The sequence below is a fragment of the Paenibacillus sp. SC116 genome (genome assembly GCF_024733555.1).
GTDB lineage: Bacteria > Bacillota > Bacilli > Paenibacillales > Paenibacillaceae > Paenibacillus_B.
The window spans coordinates 215,393-234,403 of the sequence record NZ_JANIOF010000005.1 but is presented as its reverse complement, the minus strand read 5'-3'; the positions used below and the strand labels follow the sequence as shown (position 1 = coordinate 234,403).

The following is a 19,011-nucleotide window of genomic DNA, read 5'->3' as shown; positions in this document are numbered from 1 at the left end:
AAATACTGTAACAGACATCTGCCTGACAGATGCGATTAAGATGGCAGGAGGGTTGCCCGTGGCGACTTCGACGAAATCTAAATCCCCATTGTGGAAAGACGGCAAGTGGAATATGTCCGAGCAGCAATATCAGCAAATTGCAAAGAAGCGGGAACCTGCACGTTCGGTTTTCTCCAACTGTATACGAGCTTTTTTGGTAGGGGGTACAATTTGCGTTATTGGACAAGCAATCTCCCAAGCATTAGTGAAATGGGCACATATGACAAAGGAAGAGGCGAGTGGCCCTACCATTGTCATATTAATTTTTATTTCCGTTATTTTAACCAGCTTCGGGGTATATGACAAATTAGCACAGTGGGCAGGTGCGGGCTCTGCGGTTCCTGTAACAGGGTTTGCTAACTCGATGTCTTCCGCAGCGATGGAGCATCGTTCCGAAGGTTTGGTACTTGGTGTAGGGGCGAACATGTTCAAGTTGGCGGGATCGGTTATCGTATTTGGAACGGTGGCAGCCTTTTTTGTAGCGTTGGTGTATCTCATCTTCGGATTAAAACATTGATGAGACTACTTCCTTGTACGTACAAACCATAAGAATCAACGCGAACGTAAGGAGGATTACGCATGCATATTGGCCGCCAAACTTGGCTGTTTAAGAACAAGCCGGTCATTATAAGTACGGGAACAGTAGTTGGCCCAGATGAAGGTGAAGGACCGCTCGCGTCGACCTTTGACTTTATCCATGACGATCTGGACATGCAGGAGAAGAGCTGGGAGAAAGCAGAGCGCAAGCTTCTAGAACAAGCGACAGAACTTGCGGTGCTGAATGCCAAGCTTAAAGACGAGGATATTAACTACTTTGTTGGTGGGGACTTATTGAACCAAATTATTAGCAACAGCTTTGCTGCACGTAAACTCGGGGTACCGTATTTGGGGGTGTTCGGTGCGTGTTCTACAGCCATGGAATCATTAGCAGTTGCTTCTCTGTTAGTGGATACGGGCAATGCTAAGTATGCAATGGCTGGGACATGCAGCCATAACTGTACAGCGGAGAAACAATTCCGTTATCCAACGGAATATGGATCACAGAAGCCGCCAACCGCACAATATACTGTTACTGGTGCTGGTGCAGCGGTAGTCGCTCAGCAAGGAGAAGGTCCAAGAGTTATTGCGGCTACGATTGGCAAAGTCATCGATTTTGGTATTACCGATCCCTTCAATATGGGTGCGGCGATGGCTCCCGCTGCTGTGGATACAATCCAGACACATATCGAAGATTTGAAGCGCAAAGCTTCAGATTATGATCTGATCGTTACAGGTGACTTGGCGAAGGTTGGACATGCCATTGCCAAAGATTTATTTACACAGAACAACTTTTCTTTGGAAGGCACGGTATTTAGTGACTGTGGTCTAATGGTATTTGACACAGAGAAACAAGCCGTGCAGGCCGGAGGCAGTGGTTGTGGTTGTTCAGCGGTTGTAACGTATGGACATATTTTGCAGCGTATGAAAAAAGGAGAATTAAAAAGGGTGCTAATCGCTGCTACGGGTGCCTTGTTGTCACCATTATCGTACCAGCAAGGGGAAACAATTCCGAGTATTTCGCATGCGGTCACGCTTGAAATGGAGGATGCAACATGACCTTTGTATGGGCATTTATTGTTGGTGGATTGATATGTGTAATTGGGCAGCTAATGTTTGATGTTGCTAAGCTGACTCCAGCACATACGATGGCCATTCTCGTTGTGGCTGGCGCTGTTATAGATGGTATTGGATGGTATGATCCACTTATCGAATTTGCAGGTGCAGGAGCAACGGTTCCGATTACGAGCTTCGGCAACTCGCTTGTTCATGGAGCCTTGACCCAACTCGACAAGGATGGATGGGTTGGTGCAGTGAGTGGTATTTTTAAAACAACAAGTGCAGGGATTTCAGCAGCGATTGTGTTCTCATTTTTAGCAGCACTGTTCGTTCGACCGAAAGGCTAGAATGTACGAATGTGCCGTTAATGATATAAATGAATACAAGATCAATCACGTTTAAAAGAAACCGTTTCTTCTCAAATGGGGTTCCAAACCATTTACAAAGAGACGGTTTTTTTGTGTAATATTTTTACTAATTAGCAGTGCATTATGCTGGTTAATTAAGTACCAGAAGGTGATCCAAGATTAATGAGAGTGAATAAGTATAAATACTCGTTGTTTATGGTACGTGTACGTTCGTTCTCTTATAGTGTAAAATAATAGGATGTAATCTTGATTATACAATTTTATACATCTATATTCATAAGTGGCCTGAGGAGGTTTCAACATGAAGACATCCCCATTACACGCTAGTATGCTGCACCTACAATCAACATTAGAGAAGTACATACTAGGGAAACATCAAGAGATCGAACTATTACTAACAGCGGTTATCGCTGGCGGACATATTCTCATTGAAGATGTACCTGGTACAGGTAAGACACAGCTCATTAAGTCGCTAGCGCGATCTTTGGATGGACAGTTTCGTAGGGTGCAGTGCAATCCTGATCTGCTACCGACAGATATAACAGGTATGTTTATCTTTCACCCTAAAGATCAAACATTTATATTCCGCCAAGGTCCGATCATGACGAATTTTTTACTCGTGGATGAAATAAATCGGGCTACGACGAAGACACAATCGGCTCTTCTTGAAGCGATGGAGGAGCATCGTGTAACGATTGATGGTCAAACCTTTGAGCTGCCGCAGCCATTTGTCATGTTTGCTACGCAAAATCCGATTGAGTTTGAGGGCACCTATGCGCTACCTGAGGCTCAGCTTGATCGATTTATGATGAAGATTCATTTAGGCTACCCAGATGAAGCAACAGAGAAGCTTATGTTGTTCCGTCATGTATACGGTCAGCCATCTGAGCGAGTAGAGACCATTGCTGATATCGATCTTATACATAAAGTTCAAGAGGAAGCGAAACACGTGCATGCCGATGATGCGATTGGCGGTTATATTATCGATATTGTACGTGCGACACGAAAGAATCGCCACATATTGCTTGGGGCTAGCCCGCGTGCATCGCTTGCGCTTATGCAGGCCTCTAAGGCGTATGCATGGCTTAAAGGCCGCTCGTATGTTACGCCAGATGACGTTAAAGAGATGGCGCCACATGTACTAGGCCATCGCCTTATGATAAGTATGGACGCTAAAATAGAAGGTGTTAATGCCAAGTCTATTTTGGAGCAAATTCTTAAACAGGTGCCAGTGCCAATCCGATTGGAGATGTAGAGCTATGACAGAGCACCAGCCGTTGTTTCTGCGTCGTCGAAATCGTTATGTGCCTGTTTACGCTGCTTGTCTCATATACGCTTCATTGATTTTATATTTTTTATTTCAGGGCGGAAAAACTTCTTTCATGCTGCTCGTGATGGCAACGATTCTCGGTTGCTATTGGTTACTTGGAGCTAGAAATGGCATTAGAAAAGTGACAGGTGCTCGTACGTTTGGGAGCGGGGCCAACCTATCTTTTTCTGTAGGTTCTTCTATTCCTGTGCATTTAGAAGTTCGTGTTCCTGGTTGGTTCCCAATTCCATATATCGTTGTGAAAGACGGAGTCAGTCGTTTTGGCAAACCGATACGAATTCACGAGACAGTCGTTTCTCTTGATGCGAGTCGATGTGCTGTCGTTGAATATCAAATTGCTTTGCACCAGCGAGGCAGTTACCAATTTATAGAGACGAGTTGTCAGACAAGAGATTTGTTTGGACTATTCATGCAAGAAGGGCGTTTTCTAGAGAAGCAAGAGATTCACGTGCTTCCGCAAACGATAACGATAGCATCTTGGCCAGCTTCTCCTTACTGGCGCAATATGCATCATCATGATCAAGTAAAATCAATTCATCGCAGAGAATCAACTCAAATGAGTGGTATACGAGAATATGTCCCAGGAGATCGCTTGTCAAGAATTCATTGGAATGCTACCGCTAGAACAGGAGAATTAAAATCAAAGCAGTATGAGTTTGAAGGCATTCCACGTCTTATCATCGCGTTGGATTGTGCTGCTGAGGCTTATGCGTCTGAGGAACAATTCGAATTAGCTGTTTCGGTTGCTGCCTCTCTTGCTGAGTATGGTCGGAAAAATAAACGCCAAGTGAATGTCGTCGGTATTCATTCCGGTTTGACGATATGGTCATCGGATGCCGTGCGTGCAGAAACTCGACCATACCGTAAGTGGCTGGCTTCGGTACATCTTTATTCTACGCAGAGAAATAAGTCTGATGAGTCTGCTTGGATAAGCAGTTGGATGAGCCATTCCGAGCTTCAACGAGGCGGTATTGTAGCTTGGGTAGGTGGGGAAGAAAACCTCCGTCAGCTATCAGCAGCCACGTTGCTTAGTCAATACGGCTTTTTCGGCAACTGCTTTGGAGTAAGCGACCAGACATCTGGTCCAACAACAAATAACCAGGCCCAGTTGGCACGTAAAGGCTTCGATTATATCTTTGTTCCAGAGCTGAATCAGCTCCCGGTTCGATTGGGGGGACAGAAGTAATGGGACTTGCTCGTTCAAAGGAAAGTCGCGAGAGCTACGATCGTTCGCAACAACAGGCACAACAGGAAATGCATAAGATGAAACACGAATTGAATCCTGAGGAAATCCGGAATTACGGGCAGGCGACCGATCATAACGCTGAACGTACAATGAGATGGAGACATGCGTTTTTTGGTCTTCATTGGGAGAAGCGTCTTATTGCCGTATGTGTATACATGATTATGTCTCAATGGACGATAGCTCTTATTCCTTATTGGTATGAAGAGACGATTGCAATGACAAGAAAGATGCTGGACGGGGTTCTCATTCTGACCCTTTTGTTCCCAGCTGTGCCCTGGGTGCGATTATTAGCAGGCATATTCGTTGTAATATGGTCCGTTAGAGCAGGTGGACACGCCTATGAAATATGGGGTTCTGCGGCAAGTTACGAAGGAATCAGGATTTCTTTTAACGACTATCATCCTTATATTTGGCTAGTTGGCCTTATTTGGTGCACCTATGAAATATTTAATCAAACGGTACGCTGGACATGGCATGTCATGATATTGCTCGTTATTCAGTTTATCGTGTTTGGTGCACTCGATTCTTTTACAGCAGACGACTTATGGGATCAGGTTGCGTGGCTGACAGGAGCTTCGTTAGTATGGTTGATTGCCGTTCACTTTAGCTCGATCAGTGCTCGGTTCCCTCATATGTGGCGAGGTTCTGTTCGATATCCGATTCAGATGCTGATCAGTGCTGTTGTATTAATCTCCTTAATTGTTACTTCAGGCGTCAGTATGCCGAGAGTGCAGCCTATATTACAGGATCCTTATACCACTTGGGTAAATGGTGGGTATGGTGCTGGTATTGGAGACGGAACATCACAAGTTAACGCTACTTCCGGGTACAGTCGCACGGATCAAAATCTAGGTGGGGGCTTTAATCTTGATTTCTCTCCTGTCATGGACGTAACTTCAGAGGTGCGTGGCTATTGGCGAGGAGAGGCGAAGTACACATATGAAGACAATGGTTGGACAGATACCGAGTCCCAACTAGAAGAGTTAGGACCGAATGAAAAACTTCCTTCTTCCATGAGTCCAGATGAGCTATTACCAAAACGTAAAATAGAGCAAAAAGTTGAAATGCTGACGGATGAGACGTACCATGTATTGTTCGGTATGGGGACGATATCATCCTATGAAATCATTTCGACTGAACAGGAAGGCACAGTACGATGGGGGCCTAGGGATGCGGAGTTATGGTATGATTCCAATCCAGAATCGTATCCAAAGGCTTATAATGTCGTATCCGAAGTCGTCATTTTAGAGCCTCAATTGGCTATACAAGCTACACAGGATGGCAGAACTCCAGAGTATGGTTTAGATCAATATTGGGACCCTTATTTGCAACTGCCTGATACTTTGCCTGCTAGAGTGAAAAATTTAGCCTATGATCTTACTCGTGATGTAGATAATGATTATGAGCGTGCAGTACTCATCGAGAAGTATTTGCGAGAGGAATTTTACTATACGACGAAGCCGGACTTAAGTAAGAAGATAAGTGAGGATTTCGTCGATTCCTTCCTATTTGAAATGCGGGAAGGATATTGTGATTATTACTCTTCCTCTATGGCGGTTATGCTTCGTTCATTAGGGGTGCCAACACGTTGGGTTAAAGGATATGCCCCTGGCACGAACACGTATATGATGGACGGAGGACGTCCTGATCAGATGAACAGTCCTACTAATGATCTTGACAGTGCAACGTATCGTGTGACCAATGCTGACGCTCATTCTTGGGTAGAAGTGTGGTTGGACGAGTACGGATGGGTTGCATTCGAGCCGACACCAGGGTTCAATTTGCCGATTGTCTCTGAAGATACAGATACGGAGACAGAAAAGGCTCAAGAGCCTGAAATGAAACCAGAGGAAAACAAACCTGTAGAGGAGAAGAAAGAAGAATCCGAGGCGTCATTGCCAGCATGGGTAGAAAAAGCAGCACAAATCATTCTCATGTTAAGCGCAGTAGCAGCACTTGCCTATGTGCTGTTTCGTTGGTCTCAGGTTGGATTCTCCCTGCGCTGGTTCCGTCTACTTAGTAAGAATCTATCAATGCGCGAGCGCATTATTCTTGAAACCGAAATGTGGCTTAGTTATTGCCGTATGAAAGGGTGGCGGCGTGCAGAAGGCGAGACTGTTCGTGAAATGGTCGCGCGTTCATTTACGCAAGATGATGATCGTAAACTTGCTGCGGAGCAGATTGTGGCCGCCTTTGAAGAGGCGAAATACAGCGGACGTGAACTTAAAGAAGAGGATTGGCAACAATTGAAAAATGCGGTTCGCCGATTTAAACACCCTCGTCCGACGGTTTTATGATAAGATGAACAAAGATAGCCGTATTCGGTACGTGAGCTAAGCGACGAATACGGCATTTTTTTGCACGAAAAACGAACAATATGGTATAGTTTTTCGTATGAAAATGAGGTGACAGCGTTGTTAGAGGGGCTTATTCCACGTTTACGTGTAAGTACGGTTTATGATATCGACTTGGACTTGCTTCAAGATAAAGGATATAAGGGCATTATTACAGATTTGGACAATACGCTAGTCGGGGCCAAAGACCCTCTCGCGAACCCAAAGCTGGAAGCTTGGTTGGAAGAAGTGAAACGCAGAGGTTTCAAGTTGGTCATCGTGTCGAACAATAACCAACAGCGCGTGGCGCATTTTGCGACTCCATTGGATATTCAGTATGTGCATGCGGCACGTAAACCAGCGCTAAAGGCGTTTCATAAGGCACTCCGACTTATGGAATTGAAGCCAGAGGAAACGATTGTTGTCGGTGATCAGATGCTGACTGACGTATTAGGCGGCAATCGAATGGGAATGTTTACGATTCTCGTGCAGCCGATTGCGATTCATGATGAAGGCTGGACGACACGGATTAATCGAAGAATAGAACGGATTGTCACTGCTCGCTTACGGAGAACAGGCAAGTGGCATGAGGAGGACTAACATCAATGGGTAACGAAACGATACAGCAGTGCAGCGGCTGTGGGATTAAGCTGCAAACGGACAAGCCAGAGGAGCTCGGCTATTTGCCGCAGCAAGCATTGGAGCGGACACCAGTTATTTGCCAGCGCTGTTTCCGTATCAAAAACTACAATGAAGCAATGAGCGTAACGATTAATAATGATGATTTCCTTCGTATGCTGGGCCGCATTGGGCAAGAGGATGCAGTTGTCATCCATATCGTCGATCTGTTCGATTTCGACGGAAGCTTAATTTCGGGTTTGCAGCGTTTTGTAGGGAACAATCCTGTTTTGCTCGTTGTTAACAAGATTGATTTGTTGCCGAAGTCTACGAACTGGAACCGTTTGACGAACTGGGTACAGCGTCAGGCAAAAGAGCACGGTATTCGCATCGTGGATATCATTTTAGTAAGTGCGAAACGTGATCTAGGTTTCGAACGTTTATTGGACCAGGTAGGAAACTACCGTGGCAATCGCGACGTTTATGTGGTTGGTGCAACGAATGTGGGTAAGTCTACACTTATTAACCGCCTTATTCGTGATTACAGCGATATGGAGCGAGAATTGACCACTTCCCGTTATCCAGGAACGACATTGGATATGGTGAATATCCCATTGGATGATGGCAAGTATATCGTGGATACGCCTGGTATCGTTTATACGAGTCGTTTGACAGAGCTAGTAGCAAGAGAAGACCTTGGAACTTTGCTGCCAGATAAGGAGCTTAAGCCGAAAGTATATCAACTGAATGATGGCCAGACCTTATTCTTCGGTGCTTTTGCTCGTATGGACTTTGTGGAAGGGGAACGCCAATCCTTCACGTGCTATGTATCCAATGCGATGCCAATTCATCGTACAAAGTTGGATCGCGCGGATGAATTGTATGAGCAGCACGCGGGTGACATGCTTGCTCCGCCAACGAAGGAACGACTTGCTGATATTCCGGCATGGACCAAGCATCAGCTTCGTATAAATCGTGGCAGCGCGACAGACGTATTTGTATCTGGCTTAGGCTGGATTCGCTGTAACGGTAAAGAAGGTGCGATTATTAACATTCACGTGCCTAAAGGAGTTAAGGTCATTACAAGACCTGCATTAATCTAAAAATAGTACTCCCGATATCGCAACCAGACACACGATTCAATTCGGGTGAAGGAGTTGGAGATAAAGATGGTAACGCCGACAGTGGTGGACGCTGCTAGCAAATCCCATATATCCAGCAGCACGCAGCTGCTTGCCGTTATAGGAGATCCGATAAGACAGTCCAAATCCCCGCTTATGCACAATGCTGCTTTGCAGGCTTGCCATTTGGATGGTGTATATACCGCTTTTCAAGTGCCTTCGGAGCAATTGGAGCAAGCCATTGCTGGCATGCGTGCTTTGGGAATTAAGGGAATGAACGTTACGATTCCTCACAAAGAGCAAGTGATACACTATCTGGACCAACTGGATGAGAGTGCAAGTGCCAGCGGAGCGGTTAATACGATTGTGAATGACAACGGCACATTAATCGGTTACAATACGGACGGACTTGGATATGTACGCTCCTTAAAGGAAGAGTCTGGCGTCGATGTATCTTCTGCCTCGATCATCATAATCGGTGCAGGAGGCGCGGCCCGCGGAATCGCCTATGCGTTGTTGAGAGAAGGCTGCCGCAAGTTGTATGTTGCAAACCGTACGAAGGAGCGAGCGTTTCAACTTGCTGAGGACTTAAAGGAGTTTGGGGCAGTAATTCCAATTGGCATCGATGAAGGGATTCCAGATTTGAATCCAGACGAAGTAAACGTGCTCATTCAGACAACTTCTGTTGGGATGCATCCACAGGTGGATGATTCCCCCGTTGCGACCGCATGGCTGAGACGACATATGGTTGTGAGTGATATTATTTACAATCCGCTTCGTACAAAGTTGCTTCAATCAGCAGAACAGCTTGGAGCGACGGTTCACGAAGGTTTGGGTATGTTTGTGTATCAGGGGGCTATTGCATTTGAGCTGTGGAATCAGCAACCAGCTCCGACGGTATTGATGAGACAAACCGTCTATGATACGCTGGGCAAATGATTTAACTCGTATCTAAATATGGTTTAAAGATGAAGGTTGTCCCATTCAGGACAGCCTTCTTACGGTGAGTATATGGAATATGGCTTGCTGTTCAGCGTCTTAATCAATAGATAATCACGTACCGAATCTAGGTGCAGTTTATCCTAGTTTGTAGGACAAGAAGTATATTAGGCAGTGACAACAGGAAGGATGAATAACATTCATGTTAACAGGTAAACAAAAACGCTACTTGCGTTCTCTAGCTCATAATCTTCAACCAATTTTCCAAGTGGGTAAAGGCGGCGTAAACGATCAGCTTATTCGCCACATTGAAGAAGCGATTGAAACGCGTGAACTTATTAAAATTTCAATCTTGAACAACTGTTTGGAAGACCGTTATGAGATCGGCGACGAGCTGTCCAAACAATCTGGCGCAGAGCTTGTACAAGTTATCGGCAAGACGATTGTGTTGTACAAGGAATCTAAGGACAAGAAGCAAATTGAATTGCCTAAGTCCAAATAAATAGACGAAACACGTTAATCGTGCGAAATATACTGGGAATGGCTAGGGGGCTCGGCGATGCAGGTTGCCGCAAAGCGTATTGGAATCATGGGAGGAACATTTGATCCGATTCATCTCGGTCATTTGCTGGCAGCGGAAGCAGCCTATGAGGCAGCAGGGCTGGATGAAGTATGGTTTATGCCTACGCATGTTCCTCCTCACAAGACGAGGCAGCCTGAGGCGAGCCAAGAGTATCGCTTGCAGATGGTCGAGCTCGCCGTCGCCCCTGTAGAACATTTTCATGCTAGTAAATGGGAATTAGAACAAGGCGGCGTTTCGTATACATGGGATACGGTGCAAGGGCTGCAGGTCCAATATCCAAATGTGAACTGGTACTGGATTATTGGCGGCGATATGGTATCGTATTTGCCCAACTGGCATGCCATTGAAGAATTGATGAGCACGATTCACTTCATTGGCTTGCAACGTCCTGGATCGTCGTGGACGGTTGAAGCTCTGCCACCAGCTTGGCAGCAGCGAATTATTGAAGTGGCTATGCCGCAGCTTGATATTTCCTCCACGAATATTCGTAAGCGTTGTAAAGAAGGAAGGTCCATTCGCTTCCTCGTACCGGATACGGTGGAGCAATACGTGAAGAGGTGGGAATTGTATGAAACTGACTCGCGATGAGCTAATGGAAGCGGTTCGTTCCCAGATGCCGGCTTCCAGATGGAATCATACAGCTGGAGTTATGACAACCGCTGTACAGCTTGCTGAGCAATACGGAGTAGATCCAGTTAAGGCGGATTTGGCAGCGCTTTTGCATGATGTAGTTAAATACTGGCCGACGTCCAAAATGGAACAGATTATTCGTGAACAGCAGCTGCCGTGCGATCTCCTTCTCCACGATAAAGTGTTGTGGCATGCCCCAGTTGGAGCAGTTGTTGCAGAACGTGATTACGGCGTGAATGATGTGGAAATATTGGATGCGATCCGATACCATACTTCTGGGCGTGTGCAAATGACGATGCTGGACAAAGTAATTTGTCTAGCTGACTACATGGAGCCAGGACGTGATTTCCCAGGTGTGAATCAGATTCGTGAGCTATCGAAGCATAACTTGGAGAAAGCGCTGCTTGCTGGATTGGACAGCACGATTTCGTTCCTAATCGAGAAAGGCGCACGCATTTATCCGCTTACTATAGATGCACGTAATGCCTTGATAGAAGAAATTAAAGCAGGCGCTACCGTGAATGAATGATGCTCGAGGTGTGTAGGCGCAGCGGGTATGCTTAAAAGCGTTTGTACGGAAAATATTAAATGATAGTGACTACCAGGAGGCTAACTAATGAAATTAACAATTGAACAATTGCTTGAGAAAACAGTACATGCTGCAGAAGATAAGAAAGCATCGGATATCGTCGCACTTGATTTGCAAGGTATTTCTTTGATCGCGGATTATTTCGTGATTTGTCATGGTAACTCGGATACGCAAGTACAAGCGATTGCGAACGAAATTCGTAAAACAGCACATGAAGCAGGTGTAGCTGTACGTGGTACAGAAGGACTTAACTCTGCTCGCTGGGTGCTCGTTGACCTTGGGGACATCGTTATACACGTATTCCACCGCGAGGAGCGCGAATTCTACAACTTGGAAAAGTTGTGGTCTGACGCGAAAGTTGTGAACTTGGCATGACATTAACAGCAGGTACGATTCAACGATTGCGAGTGGCACGAGAAGTGTCGCCGTTCGGTTATTTTTTAACGGATGAAGAGCATGACGTTATTTTGCATTATACCGAATTAACACGCGAGATCCATATTGAAGAAGAGCTGGACGTGTTTTTGTTCTTTGATACCGAAGATCGTCTTGCATCAACGATGAAACGCCCTATGTTGACTTTGAACGAAGTTGGCTTAGTGAAAGTGGCTGATCATACTCGCTATGGATATTTCCTTGAAATCGGCATCGGCAGACAATTGTTGCTGCCAAAGTTCGAGCTGCCTGATTTTGAGCCGTTGTATCCAGAGGTGGGCGATTCGGTTTATGTGAAAATGGTTCACGATAAATATGGTCGCTTAATGGCTAAGCTTGCAACAGAGGAAGATCTAGCACCATTGGTGTTCCATGCGCCTACAACATGGATGAATACTTGGCAGGATGCGATTGTGTACCGTGCTTTGAAAATGGGAACATTTTTCGTCATTCAAGGTGGTTTGCTTGGATTCGGTGCGATTGGACTTCTCCATCAATCACAGCGTCCGACAGCGCTTCGAATTGGCGAACGTGTTCGCGTCCGTATTTCTCATGTGCGTGAGGACGGTCGTGTCAATGTAACGTTGGCAGAGCGCAAAGAAGTTGGCATGGATCAAGACGCGGAGAAGTTGTTCAAGCTGATCAAAGAACGCTCGAATGGGGCAATGCCATATTCTGATGAGACACCAGCAGATGTGGTCAAGCAGCGTTTCAATACGAGTAAGTCATCATTCAAGCGCGCAATGGGCCGTTTGATGAAAGCTGGCCTTATCGTACAAGAAGGCAGCTGGACGAAGCTGACAGAGAGCGGAGAAGCTGCAAGCATTGAAGATGCGATGCATATGCTGAGTATGATGCCATCGCAGCCTAAGCGCCCTGATGCTGCGCAAGCTCCTCGTGGCAAGGCTGGTCAAAGCGGCGCTGCACGTAAGCCGTTTGCTTCTGATCGAGGGCAGCAAGGCGAGCGCGGCAACCGTGGAGCGAAGCCGGGCGACAGACAGCATCGTGAAGGCGCTCGGACTGGCTCTGGTTCTGGAACTGGAGCGAAATCTTCCTTTGGTCAACAGCGCTCTGCATCTAGACCTTCTCCATCTACCAATCGTCCGGCATGGTCGGATCAAAATAAGCCTAAGTCTGATCGTTAAGGGCGAGGCTAGGGCTAACCGCTAACGATTGGAGGGAAAGCAGCATGAACGCTTACGAATCATTTGCACTCGTCTATGACAGGCTGATGGCCGATATGCCATATGACGAGTGGCAGCGAATGGCGAAGGAAGCACTTGAGCGCTATCAGATACACCCAGCGCGGATCGTGGATCTCGGATGTGGGACAGGCTCGCTTACCCTGCCGCTTGCTAAGGATGCAGCTGAGGTCATCGGGATCGATCTTTCGGAGACGATGTTAACGATGGCCCGTGAAAAGGCGAATGCGTACGGACGTGTGGGGGATAAGGTTCAATGGGTATGCCAAGATATGCGTTCGTGGTCCATCCCTGATCCTGCTGATGCTGTTTTTTCATTTTGCGACTGCATTAACTATATAACAGAGCTCGACGATGTAAGGGCGGTGTTTGAACACACTGCAAGGAATTTGCGTTCTGGCGGATTGTTCATGTTCGATATGCACCATGCACGTCAATTTGAACAATATGAGCAGGAGCAGCCGTTTACACTCGATGAGCAGGATATTGCTTATATGTGGCACTGTGATTATGACCGAGAGCAGCAGCAGATCGAACATGACTTGGTTATTTTCGTTCAGGACAATGAGAGTGAACGCTATCATCGCATCGATGAGGTTCACGTTCAGCGTGCTTATGAAACGGAGACGGTCATTGAGATGTTGAAGGAAGCGGGTTTCGAGCAAATCGAAGTGTTTGCAGACTTTGCATGGCAATCGGCTGATGAAGAGAGCATGAGGTTGTTCGTTACAGCTGTGCGTCAATAATAGGGTCTATGATGTTGGAGTGCTCAGATGCATCTAACGAGTAATAGATAAAAGCGAAACCATGTCATACATTGACAATGTTCGCTTTTTTTCATATGATAAATTTAATTATCGAACAACGGCTGAACAATGGAATACATGGATGACGGTGAAGAGGAATAGTAGCTAGCTGAGAGTACTTCAGAGAGCCGGCGGAAGGTGCGAGCCGGTGTGCACAGTAGGGAACTCACCTCGGAGTCATGCGACTGATTGATTGACAGTGTTTTGCATGTGCAGAGCTGGCAGCTAGGTCGCAGCGTGATGCTCGCGTTAAGAGCATACAAGTGAGCAGAAGACAAAGCATGTCTGACGCTAACTAGGGTGGTACCGCGGGAATATATAACCTCTCGTCCCTAGCGATTTACGCTAGGGATGGGAGGTTTTTTTGCTGGTCTGAACCATGTTCCAGCCGATTCATTCATGTGAAACCTTACAAGACCGTTGGAGGAGGCAAAGTATCAATGAGTACAGAACAACAGAAGGTTGGCTATCAACCGCAGCAACTTGAGCCGAAGTGGCAGAAATACTGGGACGAGCATAAGACTTTCGCAACATTGGATAACGATGAATTGCCGAAGTTCTATGCACTAGATATGTTCCCTTACCCTTCTGGCTCGGGCCTCCATGTAGGTCACCCAGAAGGCTACACAGCTACAGATATTATTTCCCGCTTTAAGCGTATGCGTGGTTACAATGTCCTTCACCCGATGGGATGGGATGCGTTTGGCCTTCCTGCTGAGCAGCATGCTTTGGACACAGGTGAGCATCCACGTGATATTACAGTAAAGAACATTAACAACTTCCGTCGCCAGATCAAGTCCCTTGGTTTCTCTTACGATTGGGATCGTGAGATCAGCACGACAGATCCGGAATACTACAAGTGGACGCAGTGGATTTTCATCCAGCTGTACAACAAAGGTCTAGCTTACGTAGATGAAGTGGCAGTTAACTGGTGTCCTGCATTAGGCACGGTACTTGCGAATGAGGAAGTCATTGATGGCTTGTCCGAGCGTGGTAATCACCCAGTTGTCCGTAAACCAATGCGTCAATGGGTATTGAAAATTACCGAATATGCAGAGCGTTTGCTTGAAGATTTGGAAGAGTTGGATTGGCCGGAAAGCATCAAGGACATGCAGCGTCACTGGGTAGGCAAGTCAACAGGGGCAGAAGTTCGTTTTGCGATTGAAGGACACCAGGACGAAGCACTTGTTGTGTTTACAACTCGTCCAGATACACTGTTCGGTGCGACATACTGCGTATTGGCTCCTGAACATGCATTGGTGGAGAAGATTACAACAGATGCACAGCGTGAAGCTGTGAAAGCTTATCAAGAACAAGCTGCTCGCAAGAGTGATCTTGAGCGTACAGACTTGGCAAAAGAAAAGTCCGGCGTATTTACAGGAGCTTATGCTATTAACCCTGTAAACGGAGCTCAAGCACCTATTTGGATTGCTGACTATGTATTGGCTGGCTACGGTACAGGAGCGATTATGGCTGTTCCAGGCCACGATGAGCGTGACTGGGAATTTGCGAAGCAGTTCGATTTGCCAATCATCGAAGTTGTATCCGGCGGCGATGTGACGAAGGAAGCATACGCAGGTGATGGAGCGCACGTGAACTCTGATTTCTTGAACGGTCTTGAGAACGAAGCGGCAATCGCACGCATGATCGAATGGCTGCAAGAAAAAGGCGTAGGTCAAAGTAAAGTAACGTACCGTCTGCGTGATTGGTTGTTCAGCCGTCAACGTTATTGGGGAGAGCCAATTCCGATCATTCATTTGGAAGATGGCACAATGAAGACGATTCCTGAATCCGAACTTCCACTTATGCTGCCTGATGTGGATCAAATCCGTCCTTCTGGCACAGGTGAGTCTCCGCTTGCGAATGTAACGGACTGGGTAGAGACGATCGATCCTGAGACAGGTATGAAAGCGCGTCGTGAGACGAATACGATGCCACAATGGGCAGGAAGCTGCTGGTACTACTTGCGCTTTATCGATCCGAAGAACAATGATGAGATTTGTTCCAAAGAAAAACAAAGCAAATGGTTGCCTGTAGACTTGTACATTGGTGGAGCTGAGCATGCGGTACTTCACTTGCTCTATGCTCGCTTCTGGCACAAAGTATTGTACGATATCGGTGTAGTTGATACGAAAGAGCCATTCTACAAGCTCGTTAACCAAGGTATGATTCTTGGTACGAATGGTGAGAAGATGTCTAAGTCTCGCGGCAATGTCATCAATCCTGATGAAATTGTGAACGAATATGGCGCGGATACACTTCGCATGTATGAAATGTTCATGGGTCCTTTGGAAGCAACAAAGCCTTGGAATACAAATGGTGTTGAAGGTATGTACCGCTTCTTGAGCCGCATTTGGCGTTTGTTCATTACAGAGGACAATCAACTGAATCCGAAATTTGTAGATGAGCAAGGTGACGATGCATTCGTTCGCATGTGGCACAAAACAGTTAAAAAAGTAACGGAAGATACAGAGGCGTTGCGTTTCAATACAGCAATTAGCCAAATGATGATCTTCATCAATGATGCATATAAGCAAGAAACATTGCCACGCAAAGCAATGGAAAACTTTATTCAATTGTTGTCTCCTTTGGCGCCGCATATTGCGGAAGAGCTATGGGAGCGTATGGGCTTCAACGGTACGATCTCGTACGTGGCATGGCCAACGTATGATGAGCGTCTAACGGTTGATGCAGAAGTTGAGATCGTTGTGCAAGTGAACGGCAAGATCGTTGAGCGTCTAAAAGTAGCTGCAGACGCGGATGAAGCCGCTACACAAGAAACAGCGATGCAGTCTGCGAATGTCCAAGCCGCAATTGCGGGCAAGGCAGTGCGCAAAGTGATCGCTGTCAAAGGTCGCCTAGTTAATATCGTAGTTGGCTAGTATTAGGTCTCTGACCATAACTTCTTTACTTTTTCCAAGTCTTCTTGGAATTTGCCATGCGTAACATCAATAAGTTGATGGAATACACCATCTAACTTATGCTGTAGCAAGTGCAGTGCTTCGGCGGTTATCCCGCCGGGTACTGCAACTCGCTGCTGCAGCTGCTCAGGCGTCAATTTCCCTTCGGTTAAAAGCTTGCCGGTACCAAGTACCATTTCGCAAGCCAACCTCGTAGCCTCAGAATAATCAATTCCTGTACGTTCTACCGCTGCATCAATCCATTTTTGTACAAATAATGCTAAAAATGCGGGTCCACAACTGCAAATATCACTTGTAATTCGTGTATGCTGCTCCGATATGACAATCGGTTGGCTAATTGATATCATCAATTGCTCCAGCAGCAACCGATCTTCGGTTCCGATACGGGAACCGTACATACATATGGAAGCACCACTCTGTACATAATTTGCAATACTCGGAATAATTTTTGCTACTTTACAAGGCAGACTGTTCTCTAACTGCTCGATAAGAATCGGGCTAGTGATGGAAACAACCAGTTGATCCGGTGTTACGACATGGGCAATCTCGTTCACTACGCGCTTGAATTCAAGCGGCTTCACACAAATGAATACGATATGACTGAGTTTAGTCGTTTCTGCTATAGAGGCAGCGGCATATAAACCAGGATATTTATCAGCTAATCGCTGCGCCTTCACGATTGTGCGATTCGTTACGACAACTTGCTTTGACTCTAATACGCCCGATTGAATAAAGGCTTCGATTAATATAGAGCCCATGCTGCCCGTTCCTATGAATCCGACCTTCACGTGGACGTCCTCCTTTCTTTCGACCGTACACGGGCCGTTATGCAACGCTTTAAATCACTATATGTTCGAAGAGTTGACCAGTATACCGTATCAATAATATTGGGGGAATGTTTATGTTTGCTAATCGCAAGCAGGCTCCGCTTTTATCTTGGATCGTTGTCGTAATGGTTGCTGTTACTGGTATCATTTTATTTGCTGTAATGTGGCTTCGTCCTCGGCTTGGAGATGCGACAGAGGGGTGGAAGCCAATGAATGACCAAGTGTCTCAGCTGCTGGAGACTGAGAGCAGAACTTCGGTTAACAGTGAACCTAACAAAAAGGAACTTGAAGCTCCTACTAGCGATCAGACTAAAGCTGCGCAAGCAAATAAAATCAGCAGCTCTAAAGAAAAAATGAGCGGTGAATCACAACAAGGTGAAAAACAAAAACAGCCAGACTCGAATAATCAACCTAAAGTATCGAGTATGCCAACAACGAACCAACAGCACGATCAGCATGGAGCAAGTAAAAGCCTTAGTAATGAGAATAAAGAAACAATTACAGCAGCCACGAATGGCAATAATGCTCCTTCTAATGCGACTGATATGGCTCAAGGACAGCAGAGCCAGCTTATTTCGTTAAACCATGCAGATGAGCAGCAGCTTGATGAGCTGCCAGGTGTTGGTCCGTCAAAAGCCAAAGCAATTGTCGCTTATCGAGAGAAGCATGGAAAGTTCAGCGCGATTGATGAGGTGATGAAGGTAAAAGGAATTGGTCCTAAAATGTTTAAGAAAATGAAAGACAGGATCACGGTGGACTAAGGGGCATGTATGGGTATGAACGTTAACGTTTCAAATCGATTCCTCGTATATGACGGAAGAGGTTGCATCTCTTAATTGGCCATTTTAAAATAGGATGAAAGATAGAGTGGGTAGAGAGAGGGTAAACATCATGACAGCAACGATACGCAAAGATTGGGATACGTATTTTATGGACATCGCATATATGGTTTCTACAAGATCTCGCTGCCCGCGCAGACATGTTGGCGCTGTGCTCGTTCAAGGCAAGAAGCTGCTTGGGACAGCATATAATGGGGCGCCTATGGGCGTGCCGGATTGCAGTGAAGAAGGGTGTATGATCGTAGAGCAGTATGAGGTTGTGCATCAAGCGGATGGTAGTGAGGAAATGGTGAAGAAGCAGCGCTGTATTCGCACGATCCACGCGGAGCAAAATTTGCTATTGTTTACTGACCGGATCGACCGTGAAGGCTCTACTGTCTATGTAACGGATCAACCATGCTGGACATGTGCAAATATGCTAACCAACAGCGGTGTGACGGAAATTGTGTTCCATCGTCCTTATTTAAAAGATACGGAGAAAGTGACTCGGATGATGGAACAAAGAGGAATTGTATTCCGTCAGCTGCTGAAGTATGATCCTCCGCAGCAAGCGGTTGAGGAAATACAAAAAGAACATATGTAGCTTGGG

The 19,011-nt window shown here is 46.1% G+C and carries 18 protein-coding genes, 1 pseudogene and 1 other annotated feature; of the genes and pseudogenes, 18 read left to right on the top strand and 1 reads right to left on the bottom strand.

Annotation, left to right across the window (positions count from 1 at the left end; genetic code table 11):
* Positions 1–112 precede the first annotated feature (112 nt).
* The 16 genes and pseudogenes from spoVAC to leuS all read left to right on the top strand — a co-directional run bounded on the left by spoVAC (position 113) and on the right by leuS (position 16,717).
* Positions 113–556: a stage V sporulation protein AC gene (spoVAC, locus tag NQ117_RS19285; RefSeq protein WP_258279791.1), complete on the top strand. Its 444-nt coding sequence runs from the start codon at positions 113–115 to the stop codon at positions 554–556.
* A 62-nt stretch (positions 557–618) separates the two neighbouring features.
* Positions 619–1,635, top strand: a complete 1,017-nt coding sequence (gene spoVAD, locus NQ117_RS19280; protein ID WP_258279645.1) for a stage V sporulation protein AD — start codon at positions 619–621, stop codon at positions 1,633–1,635.
* On the top strand, positions 1,632–1,982 hold the full coding sequence (gene spoVAE / locus NQ117_RS19275; protein ID WP_258279644.1) for a stage V sporulation protein AE: 351 nt from the start codon (positions 1,632–1,634) through the stop codon (positions 1,980–1,982). Before spoVAD ends, spoVAE begins: the two co-directional genes overlap by 4 nt.
* 322 nt (positions 1,983–2,304) lie before the next feature.
* A complete protein-coding gene (locus tag NQ117_RS19270; protein WP_258279643.1) occupies positions 2,305–3,258 on the top strand; it encodes an AAA family ATPase in 954 nt (317 codons plus the stop codon).
* 4 nt (positions 3,259–3,262) lie between these two features.
* Positions 3,263–4,519, top strand: a complete 1,257-nt coding sequence (locus NQ117_RS19265; RefSeq protein ID WP_258279642.1) for a DUF58 domain-containing protein — start codon at positions 3,263–3,265, stop codon at positions 4,517–4,519.
* Complete coding sequence (locus NQ117_RS19260; protein WP_258279641.1) at positions 4,519–6,876, top strand: DUF4129 domain-containing transglutaminase family protein; 2,358 nt, start codon at positions 4,519–4,521, stop codon at positions 6,874–6,876. Before NQ117_RS19265 ends, NQ117_RS19260 begins: the two co-directional genes overlap by 1 nt.
* A 117-nt stretch (positions 6,877–6,993) precedes the next feature.
* Entirely contained in the window at positions 6,994–7,512 is a 519-nt protein-coding gene (locus tag NQ117_RS19255) for a YqeG family HAD IIIA-type phosphatase (protein WP_258279640.1), read from the top strand.
* 5 nt (positions 7,513–7,517) lie between these two features.
* Positions 7,518–8,633 (top strand): ribosome biogenesis GTPase YqeH, encoded by a 1,116-nt coding sequence (yqeH, locus tag NQ117_RS19250; RefSeq protein ID WP_258279639.1) that lies wholly within the window; start codon positions 7,518–7,520, stop codon positions 8,631–8,633.
* A gap of 66 nt (positions 8,634–8,699) precedes the next feature.
* A complete protein-coding gene (gene aroE, locus NQ117_RS19245) occupies positions 8,700–9,590 on the top strand; it encodes a shikimate dehydrogenase (protein WP_258279638.1) in 891 nt (296 codons plus the stop codon).
* Between the two features lie 202 nt (positions 9,591–9,792).
* Positions 9,793–10,092 (top strand): ribosome assembly RNA-binding protein YhbY, encoded by a 300-nt coding sequence (gene yhbY / locus NQ117_RS19240; protein ID WP_258279637.1) that lies wholly within the window; start codon positions 9,793–9,795, stop codon positions 10,090–10,092.
* A gap of 57 nt (positions 10,093–10,149) precedes the next feature.
* The gene (locus NQ117_RS19235) at positions 10,150–10,761 is read left to right on the top strand and encodes a nicotinate-nucleotide adenylyltransferase (RefSeq protein ID WP_258279636.1); all 612 of its coding nucleotides are present in this window, start codon (positions 10,150–10,152) and stop codon (positions 10,759–10,761) included.
* Entirely contained in the window at positions 10,742–11,332 is a 591-nt protein-coding gene (gene yqeK, locus NQ117_RS19230; RefSeq protein WP_258279635.1) for a bis(5'-nucleosyl)-tetraphosphatase (symmetrical) YqeK, read from the top strand. The genes NQ117_RS19235 and yqeK overlap by 20 nt, the downstream gene beginning before the upstream one ends.
* An 87-nt stretch (positions 11,333–11,419) precedes the next feature.
* Positions 11,420–11,767 carry a ribosome silencing factor gene (rsfS, locus tag NQ117_RS19225; RefSeq protein ID WP_258279634.1) on the top strand — a complete coding sequence of 116 codons (348 nt, stop codon included), beginning with the start codon at positions 11,420–11,422 and terminating at the stop codon, positions 11,765–11,767.
* Positions 11,764–12,633: pseudogene (locus tag NQ117_RS19220) on the top strand (CvfB family protein); the annotation flags it as partial. The gene rsfS and the pseudogene NQ117_RS19220, both read left to right, overlap by 4 nt.
* A 383-nt stretch (positions 12,634–13,016) precedes the next feature.
* On the top strand, positions 13,017–13,775 hold the full coding sequence (locus NQ117_RS19215; RefSeq protein WP_258279633.1) for a class I SAM-dependent DNA methyltransferase: 759 nt from the start codon (positions 13,017–13,019) through the stop codon (positions 13,773–13,775).
* 139 nt (positions 13,776–13,914) lie between these two features.
* Positions 13,915–14,172 (top strand) — a binding site (T-box leader).
* A gap of 103 nt (positions 14,173–14,275) precedes the next feature.
* Positions 14,276–16,717, top strand: a complete 2,442-nt coding sequence (gene leuS / locus NQ117_RS19210; protein WP_258279632.1) for a leucine--tRNA ligase — start codon at positions 14,276–14,278, stop codon at positions 16,715–16,717.
* Between the two features lie 2 nt (positions 16,718–16,719).
* Here leuS and comER read toward each other — a convergent pair whose 3' ends face one another.
* Complete coding sequence (gene comER / locus NQ117_RS19205; RefSeq protein ID WP_258279631.1) at positions 16,720–17,544, bottom strand: late competence protein ComER; 825 nt, start codon at positions 17,542–17,544, stop codon at positions 16,720–16,722.
* 113 nt (positions 17,545–17,657) lie between these two features.
* On the opposite strand from comER, the gene NQ117_RS19200 reads away from it, so the two are divergent.
* Both NQ117_RS19200 and NQ117_RS19195 read left to right on the top strand, forming a co-directional pair.
* Positions 17,658–18,344 carry a ComEA family DNA-binding protein gene (locus NQ117_RS19200; RefSeq protein WP_258279630.1) on the top strand — a complete coding sequence of 229 codons (687 nt, stop codon included), beginning with the start codon at positions 17,658–17,660 and terminating at the stop codon, positions 18,342–18,344.
* 130 nt (positions 18,345–18,474) lie between these two features.
* A complete protein-coding gene (locus NQ117_RS19195) occupies positions 18,475–19,005 on the top strand; it encodes a deoxycytidylate deaminase (protein WP_258279629.1) in 531 nt (176 codons plus the stop codon).
* The last annotated feature ends 6 nt before the right edge of the window (positions 19,006–19,011 follow it).